The sequence below is a fragment of the Steroidobacter sp. genome (assembly GCF_036406195.1).
GTDB lineage: Bacteria > Pseudomonadota > Gammaproteobacteria > Steroidobacterales > Steroidobacteraceae > Steroidobacter.
Genome location: NZ_DASWVW010000048.1, coordinates 63,672 through 81,623, shown reverse-complemented (window position 1 = coordinate 81,623; position 17,952 = coordinate 63,672). Strand labels below are relative to the sequence as shown.

At 63.2% G+C, this 17,952-nt stretch carries 13 protein-coding genes; 8 read left to right on the top strand and 5 right to left on the bottom strand.

Going from position 1 to position 17,952, the window contains the following annotated elements:
- The first annotated feature begins 9 nt into the window (after positions 1–9).
- Positions 10–1,674, top strand: a complete 1,665-nt coding sequence (locus tag VGE08_RS19100) for an alpha-amylase family protein (RefSeq protein ID WP_331069506.1) — start codon at positions 10–12, stop codon at positions 1,672–1,674.
- Positions 1,675–1,680: 6 nt separating this feature from the next.
- Here VGE08_RS19100 and VGE08_RS19095 read toward each other — a convergent pair whose 3' ends face one another.
- The 3 genes from VGE08_RS19095 to ligD all read right to left on the bottom strand — a co-directional run bounded on the left by VGE08_RS19095 (position 1,681) and on the right by ligD (position 6,319).
- Positions 1,681–2,520 carry a tetratricopeptide repeat protein gene (locus VGE08_RS19095; protein WP_331069505.1) on the bottom strand — a complete coding sequence of 280 codons (840 nt, stop codon included), beginning with the start codon at positions 2,518–2,520 and terminating at the stop codon, positions 1,681–1,683.
- An 84-nt stretch (positions 2,521–2,604) separates the two neighbouring features.
- Positions 2,605–3,477, bottom strand: coding sequence for a Ku protein (locus VGE08_RS19090; protein ID WP_331069504.1), 873 nt, complete (start codon positions 3,475–3,477; stop codon positions 2,605–2,607).
- 67 nt (positions 3,478–3,544) lie between these two features.
- Positions 3,545–6,319: a DNA ligase D gene (gene ligD / locus VGE08_RS19085; protein ID WP_331069503.1), complete on the bottom strand. Its 2,775-nt coding sequence runs from the start codon at positions 6,317–6,319 to the stop codon at positions 3,545–3,547.
- A 241-nt stretch (positions 6,320–6,560) separates the two neighbouring features.
- Here ligD and VGE08_RS19080 point away from each other — a divergent pair, with 241 nt between their 5' ends.
- Together VGE08_RS19080 and VGE08_RS19075 are read left to right on the top strand one after the other, a co-directional pair.
- Positions 6,561–7,514, top strand: coding sequence for a diacylglycerol/lipid kinase family protein (locus tag VGE08_RS19080; protein ID WP_331069502.1), 954 nt, complete (start codon positions 6,561–6,563; stop codon positions 7,512–7,514).
- Entirely contained in the window at positions 7,511–8,311 is an 801-nt protein-coding gene (locus VGE08_RS19075) for a metallophosphoesterase family protein (protein ID WP_331069501.1), read from the top strand. The genes VGE08_RS19080 and VGE08_RS19075 overlap by 4 nt, the downstream gene beginning before the upstream one ends.
- Before the next feature lie 13 nt (positions 8,312–8,324).
- Here the strand turns inward: VGE08_RS19075 and VGE08_RS19070 are convergent, their stop codons facing one another.
- Complete coding sequence (locus tag VGE08_RS19070) at positions 8,325–9,263, bottom strand: glyoxylate/hydroxypyruvate reductase A (RefSeq protein ID WP_331069500.1); 939 nt, start codon at positions 9,261–9,263, stop codon at positions 8,325–8,327.
- A 197-nt stretch (positions 9,264–9,460) separates the two neighbouring features.
- Here VGE08_RS19070 and VGE08_RS19065 point away from each other — a divergent pair, with 197 nt between their 5' ends.
- From VGE08_RS19065 to VGE08_RS19045, 5 genes are all read left to right on the top strand, one after another.
- On the top strand, positions 9,461–10,777 hold the full coding sequence (locus tag VGE08_RS19065) for an AAA family ATPase (RefSeq protein WP_331069499.1): 1,317 nt from the start codon (positions 9,461–9,463) through the stop codon (positions 10,775–10,777).
- A 155-nt stretch (positions 10,778–10,932) separates the two neighbouring features.
- A complete protein-coding gene (thrA, locus tag VGE08_RS19060) occupies positions 10,933–13,440 on the top strand; it encodes a bifunctional aspartate kinase/homoserine dehydrogenase I (protein ID WP_331069603.1) in 2,508 nt (835 codons plus the stop codon).
- Positions 13,437–14,369 carry a homoserine kinase gene (locus VGE08_RS19055; RefSeq protein WP_331069498.1) on the top strand — a complete coding sequence of 311 codons (933 nt, stop codon included), beginning with the start codon at positions 13,437–13,439 and terminating at the stop codon, positions 14,367–14,369. Before thrA ends, VGE08_RS19055 begins: the two co-directional genes overlap by 4 nt.
- A gap of 60 nt (positions 14,370–14,429) precedes the next feature.
- A complete protein-coding gene (gene thrC / locus VGE08_RS19050) occupies positions 14,430–15,731 on the top strand; it encodes a threonine synthase (RefSeq protein WP_331069497.1) in 1,302 nt (433 codons plus the stop codon).
- 6 nt (positions 15,732–15,737) lie between these two features.
- Positions 15,738–16,319, top strand: a complete 582-nt coding sequence (locus VGE08_RS19045) for an NERD domain-containing protein (RefSeq protein ID WP_331069496.1) — start codon at positions 15,738–15,740, stop codon at positions 16,317–16,319.
- Between the two features lie 187 nt (positions 16,320–16,506).
- Here the strand turns inward: VGE08_RS19045 and VGE08_RS19040 are convergent, their stop codons facing one another.
- Positions 16,507–17,931 (bottom strand): M20 family metallopeptidase, encoded by a 1,425-nt coding sequence (locus VGE08_RS19040; protein ID WP_331069495.1) that lies wholly within the window; start codon positions 17,929–17,931, stop codon positions 16,507–16,509.
- Between the last annotated feature and the right edge of the window lie 21 nt (positions 17,932–17,952).

Sequence of the window (17,952 nt, the reverse complement as noted above, 5' to 3'; positions counted from 1 at the left end):
GGGAAGCTCATGATCGAAGATCTCTGGTACAAGAATTCCATCATATACAGCCTGGATATCGACACCTTCATGGATGGCAACGGCGATGGCGTGGGCGATCTGCCGGGATTGATCAATCGCATCGACTACTTGAACTCGCTCGGCGTGGACGTGATCTGGCTCGCGCCATTCCAGCCTTCGCCGAATCGTGACAACGGCTATGACGTGAGCGACTACTACGGTGTCGACCCTCGACACGGCTCGAGCGGCGACTTCGTGGAGCTCATGAATCACGCGCGCAAACGAGGTATGCGCGTAATTCTCGACCTGGTCGTCAACCACACCTCCGACCAGCATCCCTGGTTCAAGGCGGCGCGCAGCGATCCGAATTCCTGCTATCGCGACTGGTACATCTGGTCGAAGCGGCGGCCGGACGGATGGAACAAGGGCATGGTGTTTCCAGGAGTGCAGAAGGCGGTGTGGACGCGCGATCCGGTGGCCAAGGAGTATTACCACCATCGTTTCTTCGAATTCCAACCCGACTTGAACATGGACAATCCCGAAGTGCGGGCGGAAATCCGCCGCATCATGGGCTACTGGCTGCAGTTGGGCGTGGACGGGTTTCGTGTCGACGCGGTGCCATTCATTCTCGAATCGGGACTGCCGGGCAAGGAGCTGCAATTCGAATACCTCGCCGAAATGCGTCAGTTCCTGCAGTGGCGCGCGGGCCATGCAGCGTTGCTGGGTGAAGCGAATGTCGTACCGAAGGATACGCGGCGCTACTTTGGGGACGGCCGCGATGGCCTCAACATGATGTTCAATTTCTGGGTCAACCAGCACTTCTTCTATGCGCTGGCCGCCAGCGACGTGCAGCCGCTGGAAGAGGCGCTCGAAGCGACGCGCGACATTCCGGATGCGACGCAATGGGCCGTGTTCCTGCGCAATCATGACGAGCTGGACATCGATCGCCTGCCGAAGCGGCGGCGGGACGAGGTGTTCGAGCGCTTCGGTCCTCAGCGCAACATGCAGCTCTATCATCGTGGCATTCGCCGCAGGCTCGCCTCCATGCTCGGCGATCGACGTCACCTGGAACTTGCCAACAGCATGTTGTTCTCTCTGCCGGGCTCGCCCGTGTTGCGCTATGGCGATGAGATCGGCATGGGCGAGGACCTGTCGCTCAAGGAACGCGATGCCGTGCGCACGCCAATGCAGTGGTCCAATGAACGTCACGGCGGCTTCTCGACGGCGCGCAAGACGGTGCATCCGGTGATATCCAAAGGCCCCTTCGGCTATCAGACCGTGAACGTCGATGCGCAGCGTCGCGACCCCAACTCTCTGCTTTTATGGATGATCAGGATGATTCGCGTGCGCAAGGAATGCCCCGAGATCGGCTGGGGGGAGTGGCAGTTGCTTCGGACCGGCGCGGCAGGCGTGCTGGGCTTGTGCTATTCGTGGCGCGGCAATCGCATCGTGACGCTGCACAACTTCAATCGCCAGCCGCAGCAGGTGCGCGTGAAGCTGGAGGGCGAGGGAAGCGAGTCGCTGGTGAACCTGCTCGATATCGACGACAGTCACGCGAGGCGGCGAGGTCATCACGAGATCGCGCTGCCGGCGTTCGGTTACAAGTGGTTCCGGGTCGGCGGACTGAACTACGCGCTACGGCGTCAGCCGGCGGCCTCGAACGAGCGTCACTGAGAGCCGCTACGGGCTGACCAGCCGCCGATATTGGCCAAGATGACGGATGGCGTGCTGTTCCTTGCCTTGCGCTTCATACAGGCGGGCGAGGTTGAAGTGTCCGTCCGCCATGTTCGGATCTGCGCCGAGCGCGCCTTGATACGCTTCGATGGCTTCCTCGATCCTGCCGAGGTCTTCCAGCACAACCCCCAGGTTGAACAAGAGCACAGGATGCACGCCGCATTCCTTCAGTCCGCGGCGATACACGGCCTCGGCTTTCTTTTCTTCATGCCGGGTGTGGAGCAACCGGCCGAGGTTGATCCAGGCGCCGACGAAGTCGGGCTCCAGCTCCAGAGCGCGCTCGTAAGCGGCTTGCGCGGCCCTGGCATCGGCATCCTCGAGACGCAACCCCTTGTCGAACCAGTCATCGGCCGTGGCCGCCGCGGGCGCTGCTCTTGCTTGCCTGGTCTCTTTGGTCTGCTCGTGATCGACGACGCGCAGCACGCCGTTCTCGACGCTCACATCGAGACCCAGCACATACTGGCCGTCGTCGACCTGAAAGTGGTTCTTGCCATCACGGACCACCACGCGATCGCCGATGGCACTGATGCTCAGGCCGGACAGCGGCATCTGCTCCGGCAAGTGCCGGCGCAGGTCTTCGAGCGAGCGATTGATGCGACGGCGGGAGATTTTCGCCTCGAGCAGAGCGCGGGCGGTGCGCAGCACGATGAGATCCTGGAACGAAAAACGCAGCTGCCGCTTGGGGCCGCGGGCCGGCTGCACGAAGCCGGTTTTGATCAGCCCACGAATGGTACTGCGCGACAGGCGCAATACCCGTTCCACATCTTGAACGCTGAATGTCTGCACTGCTTGAGCGAACGACTGGTGATGCGGCGAGTCGCCTCTGGTCCCGTTAGAGGGGACGACCGGCTACCCGGGTGACGTGAGCCCTCAGCGCTTGCCGGCCTTGCGCGCCGGCTTGTCGGCCTGTTCGACTCTCTTCGGTGCCTTCCGTGGTCCCAGCCTGGCGACACTGGCCTTGGCGGTCTCGGTCCTGGTCAGGCTGGCTCGCAGCGCTTCCATGAGATCGATGACCTTGGCGCCGGTCTCCACCGGACCTTCGGCCACCGAGATCTCCTGGCCTTCGACCTTCTTCTGGATGGCCGCCTCGATCCGGGCGCGCACGTCGTCGACATAGGCGGTGGGGTCGAATTTTTCGGCGGTCTGTTGCTCGATCAACTGCTTGGCCAGCTTCAGCTCCTGGGCTTTGACATCGGGCTTGGCCACTTCGACTTCGCTGGGCGCGCGCACTTCGGTCGCGAAATGCAGTTGCTGCATGGTGAGCACGTCACCCACCGGGCGGAGCGCCACCAGATAGGACTTGCCACGAGCCGCCCAGCGAGCCACGGCACACCGCTTGGTGTCCTTCAGCGCTTCGGTCAACAAGGCGTAGGGTTTGGCGCCGCCCTTGTCGGGCGCGAGATAGTAGGTCTTGTCGAAATACACCGGATCGATGGACTCGATGGGCACGAACTCGGCGATGTCGATGGAATGGGTACCGATCTCTTCCATCGCCTTGATCTCTTCGTTGCTGAACTGGACGTACTGGTCCTTGGCGAATTCGTAGCCTTTCACCATGTCCTCACGCTCCACCACCTGGCCGTCCTTCTGGCAGATGTACTGCTGTTTCAGGCGCGAGCCACAGCCCTTGTGTAACAGGTTGAAAGAGATGGCATTGGCGGTCTGCGTCGCGGTGTACAGCTTGACCGGGATGGCCACCAGGCCGAAGGAAATCGTCAACGAACCGATGGAGCGCATGGCCATGAGGGGTACCTTTTCGATCGTGTCGGGCGGGTCGATCCTGGCTGTCCGGGGAGCGCGAGTCCGGGATTCAGTCTCGGACCTTCGTTTCGGCTTTACTTCCGAAGGCTTTCGCAAGGCTCTGTTTCGCCGAGAGAACATCATGCCACCGGTCCCCGGTTCTTTCCAAGCGTGGGAGCACATTTCGCAATGTGAAATGGCCCGGTTCGGCCGCCTCCAATTCATCCCAGGTGAGCGGCATCGACACTGGCGCCCCCGGTACACCCCGCGGGGAATACGCCACGTTCAAAGTCTTACCACGCACGTTCATGTTGTAGTCGATGAAAATTTTTCCGGTGCGCTTCTGCGTGGCCCATTCCATGGTCACATCGCGCGGGTGCTGTTGCAGGACGTGACGCCCGACCATCTCGCAAATGGCGCGGGCCTCGTCGAAAGTCACGGTGCGTTCGATGGGCACGAACACGTGCAGTCCGGTCTTGCCTGACGTCTTCACCACGGCGCGCAGCGACATCTGCTTGAGCAGGTCGTTGATCCAGAAAGCGACGCGCTTGGCCATGGCAAAACCTTTCTTGTTGTACTCGGGTTCCGCGCCCTTGGCTTCCAGGCCGGAATAGATGTAGGGATCGAGGTCGAATACCAGATAGTCCGGGTAGTTGAGCACCGAGGCCTGCATGGCTTCGAGCGAGCTGGAATAGTCGTCGCTCTTGCTGAGCGAGTCCTTCGCCACCCGGGCGCGCGAGTGCCAGACATGGAATTCCAACGTCCCCAGCTGGCCGAGCCACAACAGCGTGGGCAGGTTCTGCGCAAGGATGTAGTCGTGCGCGCCGCCGACGTGCTCGGAGAACGTGGTGACCGTGTCGACAAACTCGGGACGTTCCTGGTCCCAATGTTTCTGAAAGAAACGTTCGCCATGGATGCCTTCCGGCATGCGAATCATGGTCAGGGGCCGGTCGCGCAAATGCGGCAGCATGTACGGCGAAATGCCCGCAAGGTAACGCAAGTACTCGCGCTTGGTGATCGCAGGCGAGCGCGTCTGCGGATCGGCCGGCCAATACTCGCGATCGAGATTGGTGAGGCGAATCCTGGCGCTGCCCGTGCCGTGGCCGACAACGAGGTCCAACCGCTTCGCGTCGCCGCTGAGCTGTTCGAGGACCGCCTCGATGTCGTTTGCGGGCGTCGCTTTGGGGCGCGCCTTGTTCTTCGCGGGACCGGTTCTCACGCTCTCGGGCTCGATGTCGTCGCGCAGACGCATGAACACGGGCGCACGCAAGTAACCTTCTTCGGTCCAGGCATCGAAGGCGACTTCAGCCACCAGCTTTGGCTCGACCCAGGTGGCCGGGCCGTTGAGGGGTGGCTTGGTCGAGAACGGATTGCTCTTGCGAACCAGCGCGGCGAGTTGTCGCTGCACCTTGGCCAGCGTTGCGTCATCGAATCCCGAACCGACGTGGCCCACGTACTGCAGCTGATCCTCGTTCCAGAATCCAAGTAACAACGCGCCCAACGCGGCGCGCTGGCCCTTACCCTTGGTGAAGCCGCCGACCATGAATTCCGCCGTGCTGACTGCCTTGTATTTCAGCCAGTGAGGCGAGCGCCGGCCGGGCTGATAGATGCTGTCCTTGCGTTTGGCCACCGTGCCTTCGAAGCCTGCGGCGAGCGATGCCTCGTGCAATTGCTCGCCGTCGTCGGAGGCATGAATCAACTGCACGTGCTTACCCGGTAACAAACATTGCGACAGATAGCGACGCCGTTGTTCGTAGCTCGCACCGCGCAGGTTCATTCCCGCGAAGTGCAGCAGATCGAAACACAGGTAGATCACCGGAGACTGGCGCTGCGCCTCGGCCAGATCCCTGGGATTCTTGGTCTGGGCTCGGTTCTGCAAGACATTGAACGACGGCCGGCCGGCCGCATCGAGCGCGACGATCTCACCATCCAGGATCATCGAGCCGACGCATTGCGCCTGCAACTCGGCCACCACCTCGGGAAACAAGGCAGTGTAATCCTGGCCGCGGCGCGATTGGAGATGCACTGAATCGCCGTCGATGAAGGCGATGATGCGATAGCCATCCAGCTTGGGCTCGAAGCTCCAGCGCGGGCCCGAAACCATGTTCTCGCCAGGCGAGGCCAGCATGGGCTCGATCTCGTTGGGCATCTTCTCCACCGGCCCGCTCGGCGCCAGCTCCACGGCTGACAGGCGCTCGCGATTGTTACTGGCAGCGACATCGTCCAACGTGTCGCCAGTGAGCACCGAAGTGTTGTGCGCCAGCAGCTCGTCGCCGCCGACGAAGCGATCCTTGTGCTTGATCAGCAACCATTGATTGTCGGTGCTGGTACGTACCAGCGCGAATGAACCTTTGAGCTTGATCCCGCGCAGGAAGAAGCTGAGCTTGCCTTGCTGCAACTCGCGGCGCAGGCGCTGTTCGGCCTCGGCGCGATTGTCGAACGAATACTGCGAGCCTTCATCGGGCGAATACACACCGCAATCCCAGACGATCACGTTGCCCGCGCCGTAGTTCTTTTCCGGAATCACGCCCTCGAACGAGGCATAGTCGAACGGATGATCCTCGACCTCGACGGCCAGCCGGCGCTCGCCCGCCTGCAGCGACGGCCCCTTGGGAATGGCCCAGGATTTCAGCACGCCATCCAGCTCGAGACGAAAATCGTAATGCAGGCGCCGCGCGGCATGTTTTTGCACGATGAACAACAGCGGTCCGTGGCGTTGCGCCGGCACGGCGGGCGCCGGCTCCGGCGTCTTGCCGAAGGAGCGCTTCTTCCCGTACTTGTCCAGTGCCGGGGCGAGCGACTCGCTTGCGGCCGGTTGCGCCGGCCTTTTCGCTGCCTTTTTCATCGGGCGTTTCATGCTCCAGGATTGTGGCCTGTTCCATGAAGACGCGGAAGCGCGCTGCACTCCGACAGGGGTCTTTGAACAAAGCACCTGGTCGGCAAGTAGAGCTTCCCCTGTCGAGCTTGCCGGGTCCAACTTTCTGGGTCCAACTTCCTGGGTCCAACTTCCTGGGTCGAACTTCCTCGAGGGATCGCGCATTGAACCGGCGGCCCCACCAGTTCGTGGCAGTTACTGCAAGCGCTTCATGGCCGAGCCGGTTCTAGCACCCGACGCACCGTTTCATATCGTGAGCAATGCGGGCTCGGGGTCCAAGGACGCGCACGAAGCCCGCCAACAGATCGAGGCCATCCTCTCGACAGCGCGCCGGCCACACGAATTCATATTGATCGAGAATCCCGGCCAGCTGCAGTCGGTGGCCAAAAAGGCGGCTGATGCCGCCACGCGCAGCGGGGGTGCGGTGGTCGTGGCCGGAGGCGACGGCACCATCAACGCGGTCATGCAGGCCGTGCTGCCGGCTCGGCGTCCTTTCGGCATCATTCCGCAGGGGACATTCAACTATTCCAGCCGCGCCCACGGCATTCCATTGGATACCGCCGAAGCGGCGCAGTCATTGCTGACTGCTCGCCTCGAGCCCGTGCAAGTGGGCATGGTGAACGATCGAGTATTCCTGGTGAACGCCAGCCTGGGCCTGTATCCGGAGCTGTTGCAGGATCGCGAAGAGTACAAACGTCAGTACGGCCGCCGCCGTTCGGTTGCGCTCTGGTCCGGTTTGCGGACGCTGTTGCGCGAACATCGGCATTGGGCCGTGGAGGTAGAGTACGAGCAGGGCGCGGAACGGCTCCGTACGCCGAGCATCTTCATCGGCAACAACGTGCTGCAACTGGAACAAGTCGGCTTGGAAGAAGCCGAAGACGTCAAGCGGCGAGGGCGGCTCGCAGCGGTGATCGTCGAGCCGGTGGGAACAAGTGAGCTGTTGTGGCTGGCTGCACGCGGCATGCTGGGACAGTTGGGTGAAGACGAGCGCGTGCGCAACTTTTCATTTCATAGCATGACGGTGCGCGTGGTGAATCGCGTCGGTCGCCGCGGCGTGAAAGTCGCCGTGGACGGCGAGCTCTTCTGGTGTCCGCCGCCATTGACGTTCCAGGTCGCGCCCCAGCCGCTGATGCTGTTGGTGCCGACCTCGAAGCCCGGACAATGAGTGTGCTGCTGCAGATTTCGGACACCCATTTCGGGACCGAACAAACCCTCGTGATGGCAGCACTGCTGCGACTGGCCAGCGAGCTGCAGCCGTCGCTGGTGATCCTCTCCGGCGACGTAACGCAACGAGCCAGGCGTGCTCAGTTCGATGCCGCGCGTAGTTTCTTCGACCGAATCGCCAGGCAGGCGCTGATCGCCATCCCGGGTAATCACGATATTCCCTTGTTCAATGTGATCGCTCGCATGTTCCATCCCTATGCCGGCTTCGAGCGCGTGTTCGGCCCGGACCTGGAGCCGGAATGGCAGGACGAGCAGCTCATGGTCCTTGCCGTCAACACGACCCGGCCGTCGAGACACAAGGATGGAGAGGTTTCAGCCGAGCAGATCCAGCGCGTATCTCGCCGTTTGGCCACAGCCACGAGAGAGCAACTGCGCATCGTAGTTACTCACCAACCGGTCCACGTGCTCCGCGATAGCGAGACTCACAATCGCCTGCACGGTCATCGCGAAGCCATCAAAGCATGGTCGGACGCCGGCGCCGACATCATCATGGGTGGGCACATCCATCTGCCGTATATCGCACCACTGCATGAGGATCATGCGGATGTGCATCGCCGATGTTGGGTGGTGCAGGCAGGCACGGCGGTATCCAGCCGAATACGCGCTCGTCATCCGAACTCAGTCAACGTCATCTCTCGCGCCGATCCGAAGACAGTGTTCGCAGAGCGCTGGGATTACAGCGCCGAACGCGATCAGTTCCACCGCGTCAATGCTCATGAACTGAATCTCGACCGCTAACGGAACTTTCGCATCAATAACCCCGGCTGCGTTCCACGATGCCGGTGATCGGTTGATCGTTGACCAATTGCTGGATCTTCGCGGCCATCTGCCTTGCCGCTGGCACAATGGGCGTCACTGCGGCGATGTGTGGGGTGACACTTACTTTCGGATGCGTCCAATAGCGGTGCTGTCTCGGCAGCGGCTCCTCATGAAACACATCCAATGCCGCGCCGTGCAGATGTCCACTATCGAGGAGTTCCAGCAAAGCCTCGTCCACGATTAGGGCTCCGCGCGCCACGTTGATCACGTATGCGCCTCGCGGCAGCATCTGCAGCGCCTTGCGATCGAACTTGTTCCGAGTTTCAGGTGTGAGGGGTGCGAAGATCATGAGCACACGCGTCGCGCGCATGAACGCCTCGAACTGATCCACGCCGCGGGCCTCGCTAAACAAGCGAACGTTCGGCTCGCCAACCGAATTAGAGCGCGAGAACGCATTCACCGGAAAGCCATCGCTTGCGAACGCGGTGGCCACTTTGCGTCCCAACACACCGAGCCCGAAGATCCCGACGGGCCATTCGGCGCGCCACGCCGCGGGGAGGGGCCGCCACAAAGCGGCCGCCTGCTGAGCCGCGTACTCATCCCGCCGCTGCATCCAGCGCAGCACTTCATACCGACAGTAGTCGGCCATCTGCTCGCCCATGCCGGCGTCCTCGACCCGGACAATCGGCAGCTCCGCAGGCAGCTTCGGGTTGCTCAGGATGTTCTCGACGCCCGCGCCCACCGACAGGAATGCTCTCAAGCGCGGCTGCTCGGCGAAGAATTGAGGAGGGGGTGCCCAGCCAACCGCGAAGTCCACCGCATGCGTGTAGCCGGGTTGCCAGATGTCGACCTGCGCGTCCGGCAACTCGGCGGCAAGCGCGTCGCGCCAGGCTCCCGACTTGGCGCTGCTGTAAACGATGGCGATCCGCATTGGACTATCCGTGCACCCTCAAAATGTCATGCAACCCTGCCATGCTGAGCAGGCGCTGGCGCGTGCGCAACAGTGGCCGCAGGATCGCTTGTACTGCGACCACGCAGAGATTATTGTCCGATCGTTGCGCAGGGACGTGTACAATTCTCCAACATCAACTTCGTCAGCGAGTTACGGACAGTCCCACAATTCGATCAATGACCGCACCCGACGTCGCCGTTTTGCCCATCACCACTGGCTTCGGTCTTGCCGCCGAGCCCTTCGCCGATACCGCGAACGAGTCTTTCTTCTTTCCCAGCGATCAGCACCTGCGCGCCCTGGAGTTCATGGGCCATTCGCTGTGGACCAAAGCGCGTCTGGGCGTGGTCACGGCGGAGCATGGTTGCGGCAAGAGCCTGTTGATCAGTCGCCTTTTAAAGGACCTGGACGAGCGCGTGGTGGTGGCAACGGTGCAGCGGGAGCACATCGGGCCGCGCGAGTTCCTGCTCGAAATCCTGCGCCAGTTCGGCTTCGCGCTCGCGGACGACGACAAGACCGATCGCCGCCGACTGCTCGAGCGTTTCCTGGCGCACCAGGCCAGCACCGGGCGGCTGTGCCTGCTCGTCGTCGAGAACGCGCAAAGCATGCATCCGTCGGTGCTCGAGGAATTGCGCTGCCTGGCGACCATTCAACACGAAGGCGTGCGCGTGTTGAAGATTCTGTTGCTGGGTCAGCCGGCGTTGAACCTGGTCCTGGAATCACCCCGGATGGCCGAGCTGGTGACGGGCAACGTCTCGCGCTTCTCGCTCGGCGCGTTTAGCGAAGACCAGACGGCGGCGTACGTCGCCCACCGCCTGCGAGCTGCAGGGGCAGCCAATCCCGATGCGCTGATGCCGTACACGCTGCTGCCGCAGATTCACGCCTGCAGTCTCGGCGTGCCAGCCAACGTCAACAGGCTGTGCACGCGCGCATTGATCCATGCGCGAGAGGAGGGTGCTTCGCTGGTAACCACCTCGGCGCTCGACAAAGCCATCGAGGACCTGGACTGGATGCGCCGCCGCCTGAGCCTGGAGAACGCGGTGCTCGAACAACAGGTCGCCTCGCTGGCGCCGACCGAGACTCAGGCCAAGCTGGTGATCACCGCGCAGGGGGAAGCCGAGCGAGAAGTGTCGCTAAAAGCCGACCGCATCCTGGTGGGACGCGGAGACGAGGCCGACGTCCGCATCGATTCAGTGTTCATCAGCCGCTATCACGCCCTGATCGTGCGCGATGGCAACCGGCACCTGCTGCTCGACCTGGGCAGCACCAACGGCCTGCTCGTGAACTCCCGGCGCATCCTGCGACGGGCGCTGCGGCATCGAGACCTGATTCAGGTCGGTCCCGCGCGCGTCATGTACATCAACGAACAAGCCAACAACGTGCAGCCAGATCCCGGCGAGACCCTGTGCTTTTCGCGCCCCGGGTTTCCGGCCGCCGCCGGCGAGGAAGAGCCCGCCACGCTGCTGGCGTTCGGGCGGCTGGACCCGCTGGCTTAGGGTTGAACCTGCCTCTTCGGCGCAAAAAAATGCCGCTACGACCGCGGCTTGCGCCGTTCTGTTGCTGTCAGTAGAGTGTCGGCCTCCCAACCGCCGCCCCCTCAGTCCCACTGATCCTGTGCCGGTCAGGCAGACGGGAGGGTGTGCGCGCGCGGATGGGCATCCTCAATCAAGAAGAGATCAGACTAGTGGAGCGCTGGCGCGTACATAAATTCGGCGGTTCGAGCGTGGCCGACGCAGCTTGCATGGAGCGAGTGGCCCGGATTCTGGAGCAGGACCCGCATCCGCGCCTCGGCATCGTCCTCTCGGCCTGCCGCGGTGTGACCGACGGCCTCTTGAACCTGGTGATTGCCGCCGAGAAGCAGGAAACGACGCTGGCCGAGCGCATCGAACAACTGCGCCATCGTCATCAAGTCATCGCCGACACCCTGCTGCCGGACGGCAGCCGCGTCGAGTACATGACCAAGCTCGAACAGGACTGCCGCGACATCGCCGGCATCCTGCAGACCGTGAAACTGATCCGCTCGGCCTCGCAGACGGTGCGCGATCTCATCGCCGGCTACGGCGAGATCTGGTCGACGCGGCTGTTCACGGCCTACCTGCGTCATCGCGGCCGGCGGCCGGGCTCGGTGCAATGGGTGGACGCGCGCGAGGTCGTATCGGTCGAATGGGGACCGCTCGGCCCGGCGGTGCGCTGGGATGTGTCGCAAGCGAACATGAATCGCATCACGCCGTCCGATCCGGCCACCTTGATCATCACCGGCTTCGTGGCGCGCGACGGCAACGGCCTGCAGACCACGCTGGGCCGCAATGGCAGCGACTTCTCCGGGTCGATCTTCGGGGCGCTGCTGGATGCCGAAGAGATTCACATCTGGACCGACGTCGACGGCGTGCTCAGCGCCGATCCGCGGCTGGTGCCCGATGCCAAGGTGATCGACTCGCTGTCCTATAACGAGGCGATGGAACTGGCCTACTTCGGCGCCAAGGTGATCCATCCGCAGACCATGGCACCGGCGGTGCGCAAGAGCATCCCGCTCTGGATCCGCAATACCTTCGCGCCCGAGAAGGCCGGCACGTTGATCTGCGAAAAGCCCAGCTCGCAGCTCGCAGTCAAAGGCATCACTTGCATCGACCGGATCGCGCTGGTGAATCTGGAAGGCGCCGGCATGATCGGCGTGCCTGGCACCGCGCATCGTCTGTTCGGCGCGCTGCGCGATCACGGCATCTCGGTCATCCTCATTTCTCAAGGAAGCTCGGAACATTCCATCTGCTTCGCGATTCCCGAGGCCGAGGCCGCGCGCGCAGAAACCGTGGTGCGCCAGGCGTTCGATCGCGAGTTGCGCGAGGGACAGATCCAAAGCGTCGAAGTCGCCTCCGGATGCAGCATCCTCGCGGTAGTCGGCGACGGCATGGCCGGCTCGCACGGCGTCGCCGCCAAAGTGTTCAGCTCGCTGGGCACGGCGGGGGTCAGCGTGCGCGCCATCGCGCAGGGCGCTTCGGAAAGAAACATCTCCGCCGTGATCGACGGCAAGCACTCGTCGCGCGCGCTGCGCTCGGTGCACTCGAGCTTCTACCTGTCGCCGCACACGGTATCGATCGGCTTGATCGGCCCGGGTACGGTCGGCGGCGTGTTGCTCGATCAAATTGCTTCGCAGGTCGAGCGGCTGTCGCGCGACCTGAAGCTGGATCTGCGCGTGCGCGGCATCATGGGCTCCAAGCGCATGCACCTGGCGAATTCGGAAGTGCCGCTGAACGGCTGGCGCGATGCCTTCGCGGCCAACAGTGAAGAGGCGGACCTGACTCGCTTCGCCGAGCACGTGCGTGCCGATCATCTGCCGCACGCCATCATCATCGACTGCACTTCGAGCTCCGAAGTGGCGGCTCGCTATCCGGCGTGGCTGGCCAGCGGCATTCACATCGTCACTCCGAACAAGAAGGCCAACAGCTCGGAGCTGGAGCTGTATGCGCGGTTGCATGAAGCGCGCAGGCAAGGCAATGCTCACTACTTATACGAGGCGACGGTGGGCGCGGGCTTGCCCGTCATCCAGACGCTCCGCGACCTGCGTGATACCGGCGATCAGATCGGGCGCATCGAAGGCATTCTGTCGGGCACGCTGGCCTACCTGTTCAACGTTTGGGACGGCTCCGAACCGTTCTCATCGGTGGTGCGCACCGCCAAAGCGAAGGGCTACACCGAGCCCGATCCGCGCGACGATCTGTCCGGCCTGGACTTCGCGCGCAAGCTGATCATCCTGGGACGCGAGATGGGATTGCGCCTGGAGCTGGGTGACGTGCAGCTCGAAGGCCTGGTGCCAGCGGCGCTCACCAAGTGCTCGTCGCAGGAGTTCCTCGACCGGCTGCCGGAGTTCGATGGGCCGATGGCGGAGCGCTTGAAGGCCGCCCGCAGCCGCGATCGCGTGCTACGTTATGTCGGCTCGCTGGATGCGGCCACCGGCAAGGCGTCGTTGGGGCTGGTCGAGCTGGAGCGTTCGCACACCTTCGCGAACATCAATCTCACCGATAACGTCGTGCGCTTCCTGACCTCGCGCTACAACCAGAATCCGCTGGTGGTGCAGGGGCCCGGTGCCGGTCCCGAAGTGACCGCCGCTGGCGTATTTGGCGATCTTTTGCGCGTGTGCGCGTATCTTGGAGCAAGGCTTTGAGCAGGCAATCGGCGACGGCATTCGCGCCGGCGAGCATCGGCAATGTCGCAGTCGGCTTCGATGTGCTCGGTCACAGCTTTCAGACGATCGGCGATCGCGTCACGGCACGCCGCGTCGCGAAGCCGGGCGTCACTATCAGCGCGATCACTGGAACCACCGTCGATCTGCCGCTCGATCCGGAGAAGAACACGGCCGGCATGGCGGTGCTGAGCATGGTGCAGGACCTGCAGCTCGACTTCGGTATCGATCTGACGATCCACAAAGGCATTCCGCTCGGCTCGGGGCTCGGCGGCTCGGCGGCTTCGGCTGTCGCCGGCGTGGTCGCGGCCAACGCGCTGCTGCCGCAGTCGCTGTCTCTGCTGGAGCAGCTGAAGTTCGCGTTGAAAGGCGAGCAGGTGGCCAGCGGCTCGCGGCACGTCGACAACATCGCACCGTCGCTGTTCGGCGGACTGGTGCTGACGGTGGGCATCGACAATCCCTACGTCAAACAGATTCCGGTGCCGCCCACGGTGCGCTGCGTGCTGGTTCACCCGCACATGGTGCTGAACACGCGCGAGGCGCGCTCCATCCTGAGCAAGACGGTCAAGCTGTCGGATGTAATCTGGCAGACGGCCAATATCTCCGGCTTCATCACCGGCTGCTTCACCGGCGACCTGCAATTGATTCGCGAGTCGCTGGAGGACGTGATCATCGAGCCGCAGCGGCAGGTGCTGATTCCAGGCTTCCAGGCCGTCAAGCAAGGTGCCATGGACAACGGCGCCCTGGGCTGCTCCATCTCCGGCGCCGGTCCTACGATCTTTGCGTGGTGCGAAGCACCGCATGCCGAGCGCGTCCGCGACGCGATGGTGGCAGGCTTCGCCGCGCAGCAGATGGACAGCGATGCGTGGATTTCCACGCTCGACGCCGTAGGCGCCAGGATTGTTGACTAGGGCAAGTCGATTGACGGACCAGCAGGCCGGACCCCCGCAACGATCTCAACGTCCCGTTCCATGCACTACATCAGTACCCGAGACGCTTCTCATCGAGCTTCGCTGAGCGAAGCCATCGCCCGTGGCATCGCTCCGGACGGCGGCTTGTATGTTCCCGGCGAATTCCCGCACTTCAACACTCGCGATTTCGACGGCGCCACGGAGCTGCCCGAGATCGGCGAGCGCCTGCTGGCGCCGTTCTTCGCCGGCGATCCGCTGGCGAGCGAGCTCGGGGCGATCTGCCGCGAGGCATTCAATTTTCCGGCGCCGCTGGTGGATCTGGAACATGCCCCCGCACCGGCGTCGGTGCTGGAGCTGTTCCATGGCCCCACCTGCGCCTTCAAGGATTTCGGCGCGCGTTTCCTGGCCGCGACCCTGGAACGCATCCGTCGCAAGGAGACCCGCAAGCTGACCATCCTGGTGGCGACATCCGGCGACACTGGCGGCGCGGTGGCGGCGGCGTTCCACAACAAGCCCTGGGTCGACGTGGTGGTGCTGTATCCCAACGGGCTGGTCTCGGATCGCCAGGCGCAGCAGCTGGCCTGCTGGGGCGGCAATGTGCGGACTTTCAAAGTCAACGGCAGCTTCGATGACTGCCAGCGCATGGTGAAGGAGGCGTTCCTGGATCCGTCGCTGAAGGAATCGCATCAGCTGTCTTCGGCGAACAGCATCAACATCGGCCGGCTGCTGCCGCAGATGGTGTACTACGCCAAGGCCAGCCTGGAGCTGTGGCGCCAGCTCGGGCGCCGCCCGAATTTCATCATTCCCACCGGCAACCTCGGCAATGCCATGGCTTGCGTGTGGGCGCGCCATGTCGGTTTGCCCATCGGGGAGATCGTGCTCGCGACCAATGCCAATCAGACGGTGATGGACTTCCTGCGTTCCGGCGAGTGGCAACCGCGTCCCAGCGTGGCCACCCTGGCGTCGGCAATGGACGTGGGCAATCCGAGCAATATGGAGCGGCTGCGATCGTTGCATCCGGATTTCGAGGAACTGCAGAGCCAGCTCGGTGCGTCCAGCGTGGACGACATCGAGATTCGCGGCACGTTGCGGCGTGACTCGCACGAGCTCAACCGCATCTGGTGTCCGCACACGGCCACGGCTGCCAAGGTCTATCGGCGGCTGTTGTCGCGTGGCGCGCGTGGACACTGGGTCATCGTGGCGACGGCGCATCCCGCCAAGTTCAACGACATCGTCGAGCCGCAGACCGGGCAGGAAATCCCGGTGCCGCCGGCATTGGCGAAACTGCTGTCGCTGCCGCGCCAGGAGCAGGAACTGGAACCCTCCCTGGCGGCTTTGCGGGCGCAACTGCAACAGCATTAACGATACATGCAGCTTCCCGATCAGATTCCGTTCTGGGCGATTCCCGCCGCGGTTGCCGCGGCGGTCGTGGCGCTGTTCGTCTGGCTGTACCTGCTGGTGCGCGCCTACCGGTATCGCAAGGCCATCGACGCGGCCATCGCCAGCGTCGCCTACGAGATGCTGAAGAACGTGCTCATCCCGAACGGCAACGGCGGACAGATCCATGTCCACTACTTGCTGCTGACCCAGCGCGGCCTGCTGGTGGCGGACCTGCTCGACCGTCCGGGGGCGATTTTCGGTGGCGATCAGATGCTGGAGTGGACGGCAATCGGCAAGAAGCAGCGCTATACCTTTCCCAACCCGCAGCATGCGTTGTATGACCGCATGGCCGCGGTGCGGTTGCTGACGGGTGAAGTGCCTGTGGAAGGGCGCTTGCTGTTCACCCTACGCAGCGAATTCCCGAAGGGCAAGCCCCGCAATGTGCTGCGGATCGATGACTTGACGGATGATTTTCCGCCGGTCGATAAGGCGCGTGGGAATATTACGGCGGCGTTCGGTGACGTTTGGGCGAATGTGAAACGTCACGCGGAGGCGAATCCGCTCTCCTGACCCCTCACCCCAAACCCCTCTCCCGTTGGGAGAGGGGCTTTCAGAGTTTGCGCAGGCTACTTTTTCTCTGGCGCGCAGGCGCGCTCCGAAGGAGATGTTTCGTTCTTCCTATGCGCGCGAAGCGCGCAAATGAGAAGATAGGGTGGCCGCGTTACGAGATGAGCGCAATCGCGCCACATCACGCTAACTAGGCCTGGTGATAGTGCTCCGCCACAACCTGCGCCACGCACGCCGTTACTTTCTTGCCCGTTTCGATGTGCAAAAACTCATTCGGCCCGTGCGCATTGGATTGCGGGCCGAGCACGCCGGTGACCAGGAACTGAGTCTTGGGGAACTTCGCGCCCAGCATCCCCATGAACGGAATGGTGCCGCCGACACCCATGTACATCGCATCCTTGCCAAAGAAGTTCCTGGACGCCGCCGACATGGCCGCGGCCAGCCACGGTGTGGTGGTGGGTGCGTTCCAGCCGTCGGCGCCGGGGTCAGCGTCGAATGTTACTTTCGCGCCGTATGGCGGATCGCGCTCCAATGTTTCCTTGACCGCAGCGCTGGCCTGCTCCGGATCGACCATCGGCGGCAGCCGGAAAGACAGTTTGAAGGCCGTGTACGGTCGCAACACGTTGCCGGCATTCGGCAGGCTGGGGATGCCATCGACCCCGGTGACGGACAGCGTCGGCCGCCAGGTGCTGTTGAGCAGCAGCTCCGCCGGGTCCTGGTCCATGGGCCGCATACCTTCCACCAGCGGCAGCTTCAGATAGACCTCGTCGCCCAACACCGCGGCGGCGGCCTCCGTCTGCTGCAGGCGATCCTCTGGAATCTTCACATGCAGGGCATCCAGCTTGATGCGCCCGGTCGCCGAATCTTCGACTCGATCGAGCACTGCGCGAGCGATGCGCATGCTCGACGCGGCAATGCCGCTGCCCATGCCCGAGTGCACGCCCTCGCGCAACACATCGACACGCAAGGTGCCCGTCAAATTGCCGCGCAGTGACGTAGTGCACCAGAACTGATCGTAGTTGCCGCACTCGGCATCCAGACACACCACGAGCGAGGGGTCGCCGATGCGGTCCGCCAGGGCATCGATATAGGCGGGCAGGTCAGGGCTGCCACTTTCCTCGCTGCCCTCGATCAGGATCACGCAGCGCGCGTGTGGAATGTTCTGCTGGGCAAGTGCTTTCAGCGCCAGCAACGAACCGAACACAGCATAGCCATCATCGGCGCCACCACGGCCGTACAAGCGTCCATCACGAATGACGGGAGTCCAGGGCGCCAGTCCCTCGGCCCAGCCGGTGAACTCTGGCTGTTTGTCCATGTGCCCGTACATGAGCACGCAATCCTTGCTCGACTTTGCCGCGCCGGTGCCGGGCACGTCGATGAACAGCAACGGCGTGCGCCCGGGCAGACGCACGATCTCGGTCTTCATGCCGGGCAGGGCATTGGCCTCGCACCACTGGCGCAGCAACTCGGCGGCGGCGTCCATGTGACCGTGTTTTTCCCACTCGCTGTCGAAGTGCGCCGACTTGTTCGGAATGCGAATGTACTCGCACAAGGTAGGCACGATGGATTGATCCCAGACCTCGCCGACATAGCGCAGCAGTTGCTCGGTGTTCACTGTGGGTCTCCGGCTGATTCG

What these genes read in the sequence shown, in the direction of transcription:
- thrA (WP_331069603.1), top strand. Translation starts at nt 10,933, where the DNA reads ATGGGCATCCTCAATCAAGAAGAGATCAGACTAGTGGAGCGCTGGCGC.
- VGE08_RS19090 (WP_331069504.1), bottom strand. Translation starts at nt 3,477, where the DNA reads ATGGCCATGCGCTCCATCGGTTCGTTGACGATTTCCTTCGGCCTGGTG.
- VGE08_RS19080 (WP_331069502.1), top strand. Translation starts at nt 6,561, where the DNA reads ATGGCCGAGCCGGTTCTAGCACCCGACGCACCGTTTCATATCGTGAGC.
- VGE08_RS19045 (WP_331069496.1), top strand. Translation starts at nt 15,738, where the DNA reads ATGCAGCTTCCCGATCAGATTCCGTTCTGGGCGATTCCCGCCGCGGTT.
- VGE08_RS19100 (WP_331069506.1), top strand. Translation starts at nt 10, where the DNA reads ATGATCGAAGATCTCTGGTACAAGAATTCCATCATATACAGCCTGGAT.
- ligD (WP_331069503.1), bottom strand. Translation starts at nt 6,319, where the DNA reads ATGAAAAAGGCAGCGAAAAGGCCGGCGCAACCGGCCGCAAGCGAGTCG.
- VGE08_RS19065 (WP_331069499.1), top strand. Translation starts at nt 9,461, where the DNA reads ATGACCGCACCCGACGTCGCCGTTTTGCCCATCACCACTGGCTTCGGT.
- VGE08_RS19075 (WP_331069501.1), top strand. Translation starts at nt 7,511, where the DNA reads ATGAGTGTGCTGCTGCAGATTTCGGACACCCATTTCGGGACCGAACAA.
- thrC (WP_331069497.1), top strand. Translation starts at nt 14,430, where the DNA reads ATGCACTACATCAGTACCCGAGACGCTTCTCATCGAGCTTCGCTGAGC.
- VGE08_RS19070 (WP_331069500.1), bottom strand. Translation starts at nt 9,263, where the DNA reads ATGCGGATCGCCATCGTTTACAGCAGCGCCAAGTCGGGAGCCTGGCGC.